Annotated in this window: 11 protein-coding genes and 2 pseudogenes; 5 read left to right on the top strand and 8 right to left on the bottom strand. The window is 69.1% G+C overall.

The window, feature by feature from the left end; translation table 11 throughout:
• Positions 1 to 61 precede the first annotated feature (61 nt).
• A complete protein-coding gene (locus tag AB0F72_RS19520) occupies positions 62 to 955 on the top strand; it encodes an IS982 family transposase (protein WP_360432854.1) in 894 nt (297 codons plus the stop codon).
• A gap of 292 nt (positions 956 to 1,247) precedes the next feature.
• Here the strand turns inward: AB0F72_RS19520 and AB0F72_RS19515 are convergent.
• From AB0F72_RS19515 to AB0F72_RS19485, 7 genes and pseudogenes are all read right to left on the bottom strand, one after another.
• Positions 1,248 to 1,856 (bottom strand): annotated as a pseudogene (locus tag AB0F72_RS19515) (cation transporter); the annotation flags it as partial.
• Positions 1,853 to 1,999 (bottom strand): hypothetical protein, encoded by a 147-nt coding sequence (locus tag AB0F72_RS19510; RefSeq protein ID WP_360432851.1) that lies wholly within the window; start codon positions 1,997 to 1,999, stop codon positions 1,853 to 1,855. The gene AB0F72_RS19510 and the pseudogene AB0F72_RS19515, both read right to left, overlap by 4 nt.
• 177 nt (positions 2,000 to 2,176) lie before the next feature.
• Entirely contained in the window at positions 2,177 to 2,485 is a 309-nt protein-coding gene (locus AB0F72_RS19505) for a hypothetical protein (protein WP_360432848.1), read from the bottom strand.
• A 182-nt stretch (positions 2,486 to 2,667) separates the two neighbouring features.
• The gene (locus AB0F72_RS19500) at positions 2,668 to 3,627 is read right to left on the bottom strand and encodes a hypothetical protein (protein ID WP_360432845.1); all 960 of its coding nucleotides are present in this window, start codon (positions 3,625 to 3,627) and stop codon (positions 2,668 to 2,670) included.
• Between the two features lie 56 nt (positions 3,628 to 3,683).
• Positions 3,684 to 4,034, bottom strand: a complete 351-nt coding sequence (locus AB0F72_RS19495; protein ID WP_360432842.1) for a helix-turn-helix transcriptional regulator — start codon at positions 4,032 to 4,034, stop codon at positions 3,684 to 3,686.
• Positions 4,035 to 4,491: 457 nt separating this feature from the next.
• Positions 4,492 to 4,611: pseudogene (locus tag AB0F72_RS19490) on the bottom strand (IS3 family transposase); the annotation flags it as partial.
• Positions 4,612 to 4,653: 42 nt separating this feature from the next.
• On the bottom strand, positions 4,654 to 7,083 hold the full coding sequence (locus tag AB0F72_RS19485; protein ID WP_360432839.1) for a GDSL-type esterase/lipase family protein: 2,430 nt from the start codon (positions 7,081 to 7,083) through the stop codon (positions 4,654 to 4,656).
• Positions 7,084 to 7,302: 219 nt separating this feature from the next.
• Here AB0F72_RS19485 and AB0F72_RS19480 point away from each other — a divergent pair, with 219 nt between their 5' ends.
• Together AB0F72_RS19480 and AB0F72_RS19475 are read left to right on the top strand one after the other, a co-directional pair.
• Complete coding sequence (locus AB0F72_RS19480; protein ID WP_360432950.1) at positions 7,303 to 7,593, top strand: EAL domain-containing protein; 291 nt, start codon at positions 7,303 to 7,305, stop codon at positions 7,591 to 7,593.
• 42 nt (positions 7,594 to 7,635) lie between these two features.
• Positions 7,636 to 8,925 (top strand): hypothetical protein, encoded by a 1,290-nt coding sequence (locus AB0F72_RS19475; RefSeq protein ID WP_360432836.1) that lies wholly within the window; start codon positions 7,636 to 7,638, stop codon positions 8,923 to 8,925.
• Positions 8,926 to 9,052: 127 nt separating this feature from the next.
• On the opposite strand, the gene AB0F72_RS19470 is transcribed toward AB0F72_RS19475, so the two are convergent.
• Positions 9,053 to 10,345, bottom strand: coding sequence for a sodium:proton antiporter (locus AB0F72_RS19470; RefSeq protein WP_360432834.1), 1,293 nt, complete (start codon positions 10,343 to 10,345; stop codon positions 9,053 to 9,055).
• A 548-nt stretch (positions 10,346 to 10,893) separates the two neighbouring features.
• Between AB0F72_RS19470 and AB0F72_RS19465 the strand changes: the two genes are divergently transcribed.
• The gene (locus AB0F72_RS19465; RefSeq protein WP_360432831.1) at positions 10,894 to 11,958 is read left to right on the top strand and encodes a ThuA domain-containing protein; all 1,065 of its coding nucleotides are present in this window, start codon (positions 10,894 to 10,896) and stop codon (positions 11,956 to 11,958) included.
• A 19-nt stretch (positions 11,959 to 11,977) separates the two neighbouring features.
• Positions 11,978 to 14,656, top strand: coding sequence for a PQQ-binding-like beta-propeller repeat protein (locus AB0F72_RS19460; RefSeq protein WP_360432828.1), 2,679 nt, complete (start codon positions 11,978 to 11,980; stop codon positions 14,654 to 14,656).
• The last annotated feature ends 68 nt before the right edge of the window (positions 14,657 to 14,724 follow it).

Genomic DNA, 14,724 nt, shown 5'->3' with positions numbered 1-14,724 from the left:
TGACAACTGCCGAGTTGGGTAGTTGGCCCGCGCAAAGGTGAAGGGTGTCGATGATCTGTTTGTGACGACAGACATCAACACCCTTCTCACCGCACTTTACGTGAAGATCGACGACTGGCTCGGGCAACCCCGCCGGGCCGGGCGTCCACCGAAATTCTCCGACGCCGAACTCCTCACCATGGCGGTCGCTCAGGCGCTGCTCGGCATCCGGTCGGAGGCCCGCTGGCTGCGATTCCTGCCCCGACACCTACCCGGGGCGTTCCCGTACCTACCCGGGCAGTCCGGCTACAACAAACGCCTGCGCGGCGCGTTGCCGCTACTCAAGCAGGCTATCCGGCTGATCGCCGCGGACACCGACCTGTGGTTCGACGACGTCTGGGTCACCGACTCCACTCCGGTCGAATGCGGCCGGTCGAGGCCCACGGCGAAGCGCTCCGACCTGGCCGGCTGGGCCGGCTATGGCTACTGCGCCTCACACTCACGGTTCTTCTGGGGCCTGCGACTGCATCTGATCTGCACCCCGTCCGGCCTGCCGATCGCCTGGTCCCTGGCCACCGCGAAGACCGACGACCGGCAGGTCCTGGCCGCAGCCCTGGAAGAAGACCCCAGTCTGCTCGCCACACGACCCGGCCAGCTGATCATCGCGGACAAGGGCTACGTCTCCGCCGAACTCGACCGCTGGCTGGCCGAACGCGGAGCCCGACTGCTACGACCGTCATACCGCAACCGGACCCCGCACCCCGGCGAGCACCTGCTCAAACCCGTACGCCAGCTCATAGAATCGGTCAACGACACGCTGAAAGGTCAACTCGACCTCGAACTCCATGGCGGCCGCAGCATCGAAGGCGTCGGCACCCGTATCGCCCAACGCCTACTCGCCATGACCGCCGCGATCTGGCACAACCGCGCCACCGGACAACCCGTGACCAGGTCATTGATCGCGTACGACCACTGACCTCAGTTAGGACTTACTCGTCTAGGGGGTGTGCCATTGCTGGGAAGGCTGGTCAGCATGAGACTTCTCGCCTGGATGTCAGTGGATTTCTCACTTCCTGCCAGTAGGTCTTCTCGTCTGATGTCAGCGCGTGCGGCATGTCGCACTGGTCGTGGGGAGCAGTGCGACGACTGCGCCCTGCCCACCGCTGGCAGCGAGGGTGAAGTCGACGGCTGCGGGTGCGGCCCGGGCTGCACCGACGCCTGCTGCGCCGGCGACGACCAGGCCCAGGCTACGAGTAGCGCCGCGCGGGCCACGCCTCGACGCCTTCGCGGACGGCGACGACGGCGATGACCAGCGCGGCGGCCGGGTCGGCCCACCACCAGCCGAGGGTGGTGTTGGCCAGGAGCCCGACCAGGACGATGGCCGACAGGTAGGTGCACAGCATGGTCTGCATGGAGTCGGCGACCACGGTGGCCGAGCCGAGTTCGCGGCCGGTGCGCCGCTTCGCCCAGACCAGCAGCGGCATCATCACCACCACCACCGAGACGGCGGCGATAACGATGCCGACCAGCGACGTCTCGGCCTGCTCGCCGCCCAGCAGGGAGCGCACCGCGTCGACGGTGACCCAGGCGGCCAGGGCGAAGAACGACACCGCGATCAGTCGCAGCGCGAGCCGCTCGCGGCGCTCCGGCAGCCGGGAGCGGAACTGCCGGATCACCACCAGCGCGCTGGACACCTCGACGAAGGAGTCCAGACCGAACCCGAGCAGCGCCGTCGACGACGCGGCCGCCCCGGCGGTGACCGCCACGACGCCCTCGACCAGGTTGTAGCCGGCGGTCGCATAGGCCAGATGGAGGCTGCGCCGGTTGAGTTCCGCCCGCCGCGCCGGGGTCGGCGCGGTGCCGGCCGGGGCGCTCACCGGGTCACCGCCGCGGTGTCGGGGCCGTAGGTCGGGCACAAGGCGACGGTGCCGCCGGTCGCGGCGAGCACGCCCTCGTCGAACGGCATTTGGCCGTCCGGCTCCCACCAACTGCGGAACACCGTGACCGAATCACGCTGCACCCGGACATCGCTTTCGCCCTACGGCTGACCGACCGACCCGCGTCAGCGGGGCCGCATAACGCCGAACTCTGCGGTGCCCTGCTCAACGGACAGGGTCGGTGAGCGGGGCCACCGGAAAGGCGTGCAGGCGCCGGCACGTCGGAGCCGGCGCCTGCATATCTTGCTGAAGCTGTTGCTCTACCGCCCCGTGGCCTGGTCGGTCTCAGTGACTCGGGCGGTGAAGGCGGCGAGTTCGGTGGTGACGTAGTCGATGTCGTGCTCGGGCACGGCGTAGTCGACGGAGAACCGACGAGGGTCGTCGGCGCGGATCTTGCCGGAGGCGGCGAGGTAGCCGGCCGGCTCCTGGTAGAGGGTGACGTCGGTGCCGTGCGGCCACTGGCGAACCCAGCGGACGTAACGCTTGGTGGCTTTCGTTCCCGGCGCCCGCGGCTCGGGCGGGTACGGGGTCCAGCCGTCCTTGATCAGCAGGTAGTACACCTCCAGCACCCGGCTGGACGCTTCATCCGGCGCCGCTCACGGGGCTGCTCCGAATCTGAGGGCCTGATGGGTACGGCGCGCGAACATGTCGGCTGAGACTTCGCCGCTGGATGTCAGTGGGTTTCTCGCTTCCTGTCAGTAGGTCTTCTCATCTGGTGTCAGCCCGGCTCGCCGGGTGACGCCGAAGCCGATCACGGACTGGTCGTAGCTGACGGCTGGCGCCGTGTGGCGATAGCGAGGACGAGAACGACGAGTGCTGGACCCCCTACGGCTACCAGTACGGATGCAAGGACCATGGAGGGCCATGTCGGGATGATGGGCTGGCCGAAGCCGGTGTCGTCGAGCAGCGCGCCAAGCGGGCTCAACGCGAGCATGCCGATCGGGGTGAGCAGGAGCAGCAAGGCCCAGACGCCGCGGTAGTCGCGCAGGGCGGCCCAGCCCAGGGCGAGGAGCATCACGCTGATCAGCAGTAGCCCTGCAGCGGAAGGCAGCGCTTCTGCGGCGACGGTGTAGTAGTCGCCGAAGAAGTCGGGAACGGTCGCGATGTCCACGGCAAGCGGCACGCTCGCCGCTCCGGCGGCGAGCGGCATCGCCCGGGCCCACCAGGATCGCCAGCCGCTGGCGCCAAACGCGACGACACCGAGCACGAGTTGAGGTAGCAGAACGGACAGCGGAGGGCGGGGCAGTCCGGTCAGCATCGCAGCCGGTACGACGCCCGCAGTTGTCAGCACGGCGACGCCGGTCGCCCAGCGGAAACCTCGGCCTGGTGCGGCGAGGTAGACCACGGCGGCCAGCAGCCACGCCGCCCACGCCGCGGCGCCGAGCGTCACGAAAGGCTGGAGAGGCGAGGGCCGGGGCGGTGTGGGTCGCAGCAGATCAAAGATGGTCCATCCGGCCGCGAACGCGGTCGCTGTCATCAGCGCAAGCAGGCCGGCGATGCCGAAGCCGGGGCGAAGGCCTTTCGTGATGCGCAGGTGCTGTTGTAGTCCGCCCGCGGCGAGATCCGCGACGTCGGCGGCCGACGGACGTTGTCGGCCGGGCGCGGCCAGAGCCAGGTAAGTGCCCACCAGTTCCGTTCCGCGTGCGTGCCGGTAGTGGGCTGGATAGAACAGGGTCGCCCAGCGGGTGTAGCGGCGTTCCAGCTTCGACATGACGTAGCCGTCCTCGGCGTGGTCTGCGGGGCGGGCATGCGGGTGTTCTGCCGGGTTCACGCGAGTCGTCCGTTCAGGCGGGGTGCTGGCTTGGCGGCCCGTAACCGGGCGGTCGCTGCCTCGACATTGCGACGCATTCGTTCGGTCTCGGCGGCGAGCTGCTCGCCGCCGGTCTCGGTGAGCCGGTAATAGCGGCGCAGCCGGCCGTCGACGGTCTCCTCACGCTCGACGGCCACCCAGCCGGCATCGACCAGCCGGTCGAGCGCGCCGTACAGGGTGCCGGGCCGCAGGGAGATGCGGCCTTCGGAGAGCCGGCCTACCTCAGCGATCAAGCCGTATCCATGCACCGGCTCACCGGCCAGGGCGGTCAGGAGCAGGAATGTGGGTTCACGTACCGGAGTTTCCACATGCCCAATATATCGGCTGCGAAGGCATGACAGAAGATCGGCAACTTGCGTACCGACCCGTCAGAGATGAGACCAGCACTGACATGGAGTTGAGAATCCAGCGCTGATATCAGGCCGAGAAGTCTCACCGAGTCTGGTGGGAGGTCGTCACTCTCACGTCGTTGTCAGCCGGTGATTTCACAGGACTGCCGCCGACCACTGACACAACCTGCCGCTCAACAGGTTTCGTGTTGAGCGACAGAAAGCGCTGACAGGTGGTCGTCCGGGTCCTGGTCGGGAGGGTTTCGGTGCGCTGGTGGGTGTGCCGGTCCGCGGGTGTAGGTGCCGAAATCCTCGCCGGACGCGGGCGGGGGTGAGCCGTTGCGGCGGCGTGGGGCGCTCTCGTAGGTGCGGCCCCAGCGTTCGTCGCGGGACACGCATACGCAGGGGGCGAAGTTCCAGGGGATGCCGGTGACAGGGAGTACACGTCGAGGACGAACGCGGTGTACACCCAGCCCACGCTGGTGCGCACGTAGGTCAGGTCCGCGACCCACAACTGGTTCGGGGCGGCCGCGGTGAAGTCACGTTTGACCAGGTCCTGAGGCCGACCGTCTCGGCGGCGGGCCGGGTCGTGGGCAGATTATGCCGGTGCGATCACATAGCCCTCCTGCGGCAACGGGTAAGACATCGACTGGAAGGAGTTGGCCCGCATAGTGAAGTAGGCGTCCCGCGCCGGATCCCACACCTGGTACTGCGGTCCCATTCCGTCCAGGTCGTCGTACTTGTATCCGGTGATCACCAGGTAGTGCGCAGCCACCAGGTCCAGGTACGACGGGTCCGAGGTAGACCAAGGCCGCAGGACGGCCTGCACCAGGATCACGACCGGTCCGGTGCGTGCGTCGATCGCGCTGACGACGGTGCCGAGCAAGCCTGTGTTGGTGACGTTCGCGGTGGCCCGGTATGGATGACCTGGCGTCCATCTCGCTGTGGCGTCCGGCATGTTGTTCGGAAGCGTGCCGAGCACTCCGGTGGACACCTCGAGCGCGATGTCGTCCTGCTGGATCCACGTGTTGTGGAAGGACATCACCGCCTGCATCGCTGTCGGCCCACAGTACGTGTCGGTCCGTTGCTGTTCGGTCCGGGGCAGGCTGATCGTCTTCCACGGCGCCTCCGGCCGGGCCGACGCCTGGTTCGAACACTCGGTCTTGACGTAGTCGAAGGGTACGCAGGGCGCCTCTTGCAGTCCGTTCACCGGTTGCAGCATGAAGTAATAGGTGTGCCCGTTGATCGCGGGCTGGTAGGTCAGCGAGGTGCCGGCGACCGGATATGGCAGACGATCCCACAGCTTGCCGCTCTGCGCATCGAACACCCAGACGTAGTAGCCGGTGGCGTTAGGGGTGGCCGACCAACGGAGGTCGACCTTGGACAGTCCCGCGGTGGCGCGCAGGTCCGTGGGTGGCCGCGGCACCGGGCCCAGTGGTGTCACCGGCGCGGTGGCTGACGCACCGCCCTCGATCAGGCCGTTGACCGACTGCACCTTGAACTCGTACCGCGCGCCGTTGACCAGCCCAGCCGCGGTCCACGGCGACTGCACCGGATAGGGCAGCCGGCGCAGCGACTCGCCGGCGGTGACGTTGCGCATCCACACGAACGCCCCGGTCGAGTTCGGTTTCGCCGTCCACCGCAGGGTCGCGTTGCCGTTGCCCGAGGCCACGGTCAGATCGGTCGGCGCGAGCGGAGCCGGCCCGGTAGGGCGAACCGACCGCACCGGTGACCGGGCGCCGTCCACCAAGCCGCTGACCGACTGCACCTGAAACTCGTAGGTGGCGCCGTTGACCAGCATCGACGCGGTCCACGGCGACTCTACCGGCCACGGCAGGCGGCGCAGCGTCTCGCCGGCGGTGACGTTGCGGGTCCACACGTAGGCCCCGGTTGCATTCGCCGGCGACGCCCAGGACAGCGTCGCCTCGCCGTTGCCGGCCGTCACGGTGAACCCTGATGGGGCGGCGGGCGCCGGGACGGTCGGCGTCACGCGCACCACGTTGGACCGTACGCCGGTGTTGTCGCCCTTCGTCGTCTCCAGTTGGAACTCGTAGGTGGCGCCGTTGACCAGCATCGACGCCGTCCACGGGCTGCTCGGCACCGGCCACGGCAGCCGGTGCATACTCTCCCCCGCCGTCACGTTACGGGTCCAGACGTAGTAGCCGGTCGCCCCCGGCGATGCGGTCCAGCTGAGGACGGCCTGGCCGTTGCCACCCGCGACGGACAGGACCGGTGCGGTGCGCGGCCCGAGCGGCACCGAAGGCAGGGGACGCGGGTAGGCCGCGCCGATGCCGTACGACGCGGCCAGCCGGTCGGCGAAGCCGGCGGCGATCTTCAGCTCGCCGGCCGCGTTGGCGTGTACGCCGTCCCACGTGTCGGCGGCAGGCTGGAAACCGGCGTCGGTGCTGGCCACCACGATCGGTGACGTGGCGGTGGACAGCGCAGCGGCGGTCGCGGTGAGCCGATTGTTGTAGTCGGCCAGCTTGGCCGCGAACGTGGTGTCGGCGGCGGGCAGTCGCTTGGGCAGGACACGGCCGAAGACGAACTTGACGTCGCCCTTGCCGATCCGGGCGTTGGCGATGAACCGGCGCAGGCTCGCCTCGGTGCCCTCCGGCGAAGTCAGGAACGTCAGATCGTTGATGCCGAGCAGGACCAGCATCACGTCAGGCGCAGCCGCGGCGGTGCGGCCGGCGATGGTGTCACCGGAAGCGTCCAGGGTGTTACCCCAGATCGCGTTGTGGTCACGGTCGAAGCTCGGATCCGCGTACGCCTGACTGCCGTGCACACCGGCGACGTTGTCGAACAGGTCGGTGCGCGGACCGACCAGATCGAGCCCCGCGACGCGCGGCTGCAGATGCTTGAAGAGCCGGTGACGCCACGTCCAGTCCCCGGCGCTGCCCTGCGTGATCGAGTCACCGACGATCATCAAGCGGGAGGCAGCGGCCGCGACGGCGGTCCCGGGATTACTCAGCGGCGCGACACCGGCGACCGCGACCAGGACGAGAAGAGCGAGCAGGCGACGAATCATGGCAGCCCCCGGATCTCCATGGATCAGCACGATCGGTGCCCGCACGCTAGGCGCTCACGAGGCGGAGGACGTACGGCAAGAGGTCGAGATGCCTGTCAACTCTCGCAGTAGCCCCCAGAACATCGATCCGTGTCACTGAGGATACGCCAGATCGCCGGCACGCCATACCAAGACTTGGACGGGAAGTGCCCTCGGGCTCGCACTCTCTGATGTCCGACGCTGCTCCACGAGCTCCCGGTCGACCAGGTCAAACTCGACCGTTCCTTCCTCGGGCACGGCCGGGGCCGGACCGGGACCGCGATGCCTGCCGCCGTGCTGGCGCTCGACCGCGCGCTGAACGTGGACATCGTCGCCGAGGGCGTGGAGACCGCCGAGCTGGCCTCCGAACTGGCGGCGTACGGCTATCAGTCTGCGCAGGGTTTCCACTTCGCCCGGCCGATGCCGGCGGGCGAGTTCGGGCGACGTCTGCCCCATACGCTTCCCGCCGAACCGGTGCTCACGTCGACCTGACGGGCCCTTCCACGGTTTGTTACCGCGTGGTAGGCATGGAAGATGGTCGATGGCTTAGCACGTCGCAGGATCATCCAAGCTGCCCTGGTTCCGGTGCTCACGGCCGGCGCGCTCGGCATCGCCGGCGCCTTACCGGCCGCGGCCACTACGGCGGTCCGCGGCGAACTGCTGCCCGCCCCAGCGGCCGGACCGGGCGAACAGATCTCCGTCACGGCAGTCGACGTCTCGCCACTGGGCGTGATCGCGGGCAATGCACAGGTGACCACCACCGCCGGCGACGGTTCCGTCTCCACCGCGGCGTTCCCGCAGCGCTGGGCCGGCATCCCGCGGGTGGGCTGGCTGCGCCAGCAGCTCACCCTGCCCGCCGGAGCGACGTCCGGGCGGATCACCGGTCTCACCGACCTGGGCGAGGCCGGCGGATCGGTGACGCTGGGCACCACCCGGGCGGCCCGCTGGTCGATCGACGGCCGGTCAGCCACGCTGCTCGGCGACGCGAACAGCTCGGTCACCACGGTCGGCGCGAACGGTCCGTGGGCGGTCCTGACCACCGACCCGGCCAATCCCCTGGCCGGCGCGTCAGAGCTGGTGAGTCGCGCGGGCGTGCGCACACCGGTGGGCGGGACACCCGACCTCGACAACGGCGACTACCGCTCGGTCAGCTCCCTGGGCCGCGACGGCACCGCGATGGTGTGGGTGGCCGGCGGCATCGGCCAGGGCCGGCAGTTCTGGCCGGTGCTGTGGAAGGGCGACGCCACCCTACGGCTGCCGATCTCCAGCTCCTCCATCTCGCGCCCGGCCTGCACCTCACAGGTCCAGGCGAACGGCAGCGTCGTCTACAACGGATTCGTGTGGGCCGCGAGCGGGACCGCGTTCGAGCTGGTCCGCCACACCGACGGGATACCCGGCACCGACGCCGTGCTGGCCCGGGCCACCACGCAGCAGCAGCCTCGCGGCGGACTGGAATGCGCGCCGGTGACATCGGTCGGCGCCCTCGCACCCGACGGCGGCGTCGCCGGGCACCTGATCGACAGCAACGGCAAGCAGGCGGCGTACTGGGACGCGGGGGGCACCCTGACCGTCGTTCCGCTGGCGGCCGGTGAGCTCTCCGCCACCGGCGTGGCCGTCGCCAGTGGCGGCCGGATGGCGATCCTCACCCGCCACGACGACGGCATCAGCCGCGTGTCGCTGTGGGACGACGGGGTACGGACCCCGCTGACCACCCCGGCCGGGTGGAAGGTGATCTCGGTGGTCGAGTTGACCGAGGCGGGCCTGCTGGTCGCGAACGCGAGCAACGCCGCCGGAGTGGTCCGGCCGATCGCCTGGAAGCCATAGGTCCCGATTCACGCGACCGGCACCGGGGCGGGGCGACCTTGCGGCCCGTCCGGACCGTACCCGGCGTTGATGTCGCGTGTGGTCAGGAGCGGTCCGCCGGATGTGCGGCCAGCAGGCGGCCGCCTCGTCAGCCGTCCGCCGGTAGGAAGAACAGGAATGTCGTGGCTGCCAGCACCGGCAGCATGATCAGCATCGCGATCATGGCGTAGGCGAAGAAGTGCGGCATCCGCACGCCCCGGTGTTCCGCGACCTCCTTGACCATCAGGTTCGGGCCGTTGCCGATGTAGGTCAGGGATCCCATCATCACCGCACCGCAGGCGATCGCGAACAGCAGATCGTTGCCGGCCGGGACGGTCACCAGGGAGGCGAGATAGGTCGGATCGTCGACGCTGATCCCCAGCTGGCCGGCGGCGACCGACGTGAAGGCGAGGTACGTCGGCGCGTTGTCCAGCATCGATGACAGGGCACCGGACGCCCAGAAGTACTGCCATGGTTCTTCCAGCCCGATCTGGGCCGCCCGGGTGTTCAGGATGAGCAGCGGCTGCGTCATGGTGACGAACACCCCGGCAAAGATCACCGCGACCGACGCGATCGGGCCGAACCCGAAGTGGTTGGCCTCGTGGATCGCGCCGGGCGTGATCCGGTAGGACACGTAGGCGAGCGCCAGCAGTGTCGACTCCGGCACACCGAACGGCAGCACGAGAGCGCCCTTCGCGAGCAGGACCAGGACGACTGCGGCAAGCAGCAGCATGTTTCGGCGGCCGACGATGCGCAAGGGCTGGTGGACGATGAGTTCATCCATCAGGCCGGTGTGGCGGTCGCGCCGTTCCTCGCGGTTGACGAGGAACTGGTCAACGAAGTTGAAGATGACGATGAGGGTGCCGTTGACGAACAGCCACGGCGCCCAGAGACGGAAGGTCCACTCGAACGGCACACCCTTGAGGAAGCCGAGATAGAGCGGGGGGTCACCGATCGGGGTGAGCAGTCCGCCGGCGTTGGCGACGATGAGGATGAAGAAGACGACGAGGTGGGCGCGTGAGCCGCGGCGGGCGTTGGCCCGCAGCAACGGGCGGATGAGCAGCATGGCTGCGCCGGTGGTCCCGACGACGTTGGCCAGCACGGCGCCGACCGCGAGCATGCCGGCGTTCGCGAGCGGTGTGCCGGCGAGCGAGCCGCGCACCTCGATGCCGCCGGAGATGACGAACAGGGCGGTGAGCAGCGCCATGAAAGACATGTACTCGGCAACGGAGTGTGTGAACGCTTCGGCGCTCCCGGAGACCAGCAGCTGAACCGCGGCGGGCACGGCGAGCATGCCGACGACCAGAGCCTTGCTGCCCAGACGGCTCCACCAGTCGGCGGCGAACACTTCGAGCAGAGCGACCGCGGCAAGCAGGATGGGGAACGGTGCGGCGGTCCACATCGGTAATCCGTCGCCGGGCGCTTCCATGCCGGGATCAGACGCCGTTTCGCGGCAGGGCCGGACCGGCCGGGAGACGACCGGCCGCAGAGTCGGGTTCACCGAGGAGCACGGCTCTTCGCCTTCCTGTACGACGTGGGTGACCGTCGATCATGTTGGCCCATCTGGCGGTCCGTTCGATCCGAAATAATGTACTGGATGGTTAGTTATAGCCGACGGAGGCGACACGGGAAAGGGCCGGCGCTGCCACCGCCCGCCGCCCGGCATCCCCGACCCGGCGACGCGGCAGCCGGAGACGGCACGACCTCCGATGGGCGCCGCCAAGGCTGACGCAGCGAATGACTTCGATGCCGAAGGGCTCCCCGCCATGCCTTGTGATACGAACCACTCGCCACTATGGTCTGTCCAGCGGTACATCGAAACCACTAGGCGGACCATCGGTCAGCCTGACGCGACACGACCGTCACCACGCGTATCGATCGGGGTGTGGCATCGATGAGGGGACGGGATCGCATGCAACTGGAATCCACCTCCAGACGGGAACTCCCAGCGTGAACAACAATTGGCTCAAGACGGTGGTGCCCCTAGCGGCGCTCGCGCTCCTCGCGCCCGCCTCGGCTCTCGCGATCGCGGGATCGACGAAAGGGGACCAAGGAAGGCCGGACCGCATCGACCCGGTGTACGGCGTGTGCCGCGGAGTTGACCCGGACTGCTACAGCGACTGGGGTACCGAGCGCGACAACAAGGTGCTGGTGTACTCCCGTACGGCGGGCCCGCGGCACGCGAACCTCGGCCGGGTCCTGGATCCCGACAACCCGAGCGTCCAAGGCGCGGCACTCCCCCGCCCGTACGTGATCACGCGCGACCACAGCAACCCGGCGGCCTGGCCGCGCCCCCTGGACAGCTCCAACGTGGCGCAGGCCGGGCTGGTCAGAATCCTCGAGGCCGACGGCATCGAGGTGCACGTCACCGAGGACGTCCAGGCGATGGAGCGGCTGAACTCCAGCTACAAGGCTGTCATCTTCATGAGCCCCACCCGGGACACCCTGTGGAACCACGCGCGCGGCGCGACCGGCGGCACCCGCCTCGACTGGGCCCGGGAGTCATTGCGCAAGTACATCCAGGGCGGTGGCGGCTTCGTCGGCGTCCACAACGCCTTCGGCACGGAGTACGGCTGGCAGTGGTACGAAGGCCTGCTCGGCAACGCCAACTACTACAACCACGGACGCAGCCAGCCGGGTGACGTCGTGGTCGTCAACAACCGGGACGCCTCGACCAAGGGCCTTCCGCGGCGTTGGGGGTTCTCCGACGAGTGGTACAACCTCGTCCCGTTCCCGACCGACGTGAACTTCCTCGCCACTGTCGACGAGCGGACCCTGGCCGACGGCGCCGGCGGAGAGGGCTCGCACCCCGGACACGGTGACTTCCATCCGGTCACCTGGTGTCAGTACTACGACGGCGGCCGGTCCTGGGTCACCACTCTCGGGCACGAGGGGGCGGCCTTCCAGGAGAACTCCACCTTCCCCGGCGCGGCCGAGTTCCAGGCGCACCTCGAGCACGGCATCAAGTCCGCCATGGGCCTCGAACCGTTCTGCACCCCGGCCAAGCGCAAGTAGCACCAGGGAAGGCACATCGATGAAGCCACGCATACTCGCACCGATCCTGTTCGCCGTCGCTGTCGCCGTCGGGCCGTCGGCCGCCGTCGCTCAGGGCCCCGGTGCCGGCGCCGGCGCCGGGCGAGGGGAACCGCCAGGCCTGGAGCCGACCGGCGCCGACATGCCGACCGTCGGCGGCAACCTCGCGAACCAGCACTACTCGGGGCTGAAGCAGATCTCCCAGCGCAACCTCGACAAGCTCGGCCCGGTCTGGCGCACACACCTCTCGTCGGTCGCGCCGGCCAGCGACGACGTCGGCCAGCAGACCACGCCCATCGTCGTCGACGGCGTCATCTACCTCGACACCCCCGGCGGTGAAGTGATCGCCGTCGACGGCAAGACCGGTGCGCCCAAGTGGAAGTGGGCGCCGGAGGGCTTCGCGACGGCGGACACCCGGCGCGGTGTCTCCATCGGCGAGGGCAAGGTCTACACCCTCGCCGACGGCGACCGCATCGTCGCCCTCGACCAGGAGACCGGTGAGCAGGCCTGGGTCGTGCAACCGGCGGTCCAGGCCGGCGTCGACCTGGGCAACCTCGACCGGGTCGCGACCGTCTACCACGACGGCGTGGTCTACGCCCACGCCGCCAACGGCAACCGCGCCGCGGTCGTCGCGGTCCGCGCCAGCGACGGCGGCTACCTGTGGCACGTCTTCGGCGGACCCGACCGTGGCACCGTCTACACCGACGTCAACGGCAACTCCGTCGACGCCGGCGCCACCTGGGGACCCGTGCTGCCCGACGGCACCGAGTGCAACCTCGAGGGCGGCGCGACACCGTGGATGCACGGCTCGGTCGATCCCGGCCTCGGCTACTACTACATGACCTTCGGCAACCCGCGCAGCTGCCGCAGCTCGCAGGACGGCTCCCTGCGCCCGGGCGACAACCTGTTCTCCACCACCATGGTGGCGGTCGACATGAAGACCGGCGCCTACAAGTGGCACTACCAGTCGATCCGGCACGACGTGTGGGACATGGACAACGTCCACCCGCCGACCCTGGCCGACATCAAGGTCAACGGCCAGAAGCGCAAGGTGGTGTTCTACGGCAGCAAGTCGGGGCACCAGTTCGTGCTCGACCGGACCAACGGCAAGCCGGTGCTCCCGGTCGCCGACAAGCCGATGATCGTGGACTCCCGGCAGCTCAACGCCGAGACCCAGCCCTTCCCGAAGGAACGCCTGCTGCCCGAATGCGTCGTCTGGCAGAAGCTGGACCCGCGCAACGTTCCGGGTGACCCGTGGCGGGCGGTGCCGAACTACAACGGCTACCAGGCCGATGCGGACGGCAACCTGGTCTTCAACCCGGACAGCTACGTCAAGGCGGACCAGCCGTTCCTGACGTACCCGCAGGGCTCCTCGGACCACCGGCGCGGCTGCATGTACGACCCGCAGTGGGACCTGCCGATCCTGTCGACCACCAGCCAGAACGGCGGTGGCGACTGGTCGAACAACTCCTACAGCCACAGCACGAACCTGGTCTACTTCCCCTACGGCGCCAACCCGGTGGCGCACTGGAACGGCGCCGCGGCCAACGGCCAGCGGGCGATCGGCCAGTACCAGACCGGCGGCATCCTCGCCTACGACGCCTCGACCGGCAAGGTGAGGTGGCGCAACCACCTCGGCACCGACATGTCGCACGGCCAGGGTCCGCTGACGACCGCGACCGACCTGCTGTTCGCCGGGCAGATCGACGGACGCCTGCTGGCGATGGACGCCCGCGACGGCGACGTCCTGTGGCAGTTCCAGACCGGGTCGGGCATCGCCGGCGCCCCGATCACCTACACGGTCGACGGCGAGCAGTACGTCGCCGTCCTCGCCGCCGGGTCCACGAACCCGTACGGCGGGTCGGTGACGCAGGGCGACTCGCTGTGGGCGTTCAAGCTTGGTGGCACCTACACCACCGAGTCGGGCAGCCAGGAGGGGCCGGACACCGCTCCGCTGACGATCCGCCGGCCCGTCCAGGGCGGCCCGGTCGAGGGAGCGACGGTGAACAACACCGTCTACCTGGGCCGTCAGGACCGCACGACGGACACCGCCGCGGCGCGGGACAGCACCTCGCAGGCCGGCATGAACCCGACGCATCTGCGAGTGCCGGTCGGTACCACCGTGACCTTCCTCAACCCCGGAGCGGAGACCTTCCCGAACTTCCCCAACCAGCGGCCGCACTGCGCGACCCAGTTCTTCGAGGGGCTCTTCAATCCCCGGCTGAACCCCGGGGAGCGCTCCGAGTTCACGTTCGACCGGGCCGGTGAGTACTACTTCAACGACTGCACCGACCCGCGGCCGACCGGCAAGATCGAGGTGTACGCGGTACCGCAGGAGCTGCCGGGTGCGTCGCGGTTCGTACCCTCGACCATCGACCTCGGCTCCCGGACCGGGATCTTCACCGCGGTCCGCGGCGTGGTCACGGCGACGCTGCGCCTGCCGGCCGGCTACCGGCTCGACGGCGACGTCCAGCTGCGGACGCCGCTGTCGCGGTCACCCGTCAAGGCCAGGCACGCGACGGCGATCGGCCGCACCTTGATCGTGACGTTCGACAAGGCCGACCTCGACAACAACGTGCCGGAAGGTGACGCGGTGCCGCTGACGCTGGTGGCGAACTTCTGGTCCGAGGGGGACCAGAAGCAGCTCACGTCGACGGCGACGGTGCGGGTCCGCAAGTAGGAACCGGCCACCGGGCCCGGCGCGGCAACGCCGCCGCGCCGGGCCCGGTCCCCAAGCCCCACACGCCA

It is taken from the genome of Actinoplanes sp. NPDC023936, assembly GCF_040639325.1.
Lineage (GTDB): Bacteria > Actinomycetota > Actinomycetes > Mycobacteriales > Micromonosporaceae > Actinoplanes.
This window is presented reverse-complemented; position numbering and strand designations above follow the sequence as displayed.

Bases quoted from the DNA above. Each gene is read 5' to 3' on its own strand.
- AB0F72_RS19460 (WP_360432828.1), top strand. From the start codon at position 11,978: ATGAAGCCACGCATACTCGCACCGATCCTGTTCGCCGTCGCTGTCGCC.
- AB0F72_RS19485 (WP_360432839.1), bottom strand. From the start codon at position 7,083: ATGATTCGTCGCCTGCTCGCTCTTCTCGTCCTGGTCGCGGTCGCCGGT.
- AB0F72_RS19500 (WP_360432845.1), bottom strand. From the start codon at position 3,627: ATGTCGAAGCTGGAACGCCGCTACACCCGCTGGGCGACCCTGTTCTAT.
- AB0F72_RS19475 (WP_360432836.1), top strand. From the start codon at position 7,636: ATGGTCGATGGCTTAGCACGTCGCAGGATCATCCAAGCTGCCCTGGTT.
- AB0F72_RS19470 (WP_360432834.1), bottom strand. From the start codon at position 10,345: ATGTGGACCGCCGCACCGTTCCCCATCCTGCTTGCCGCGGTCGCTCTG.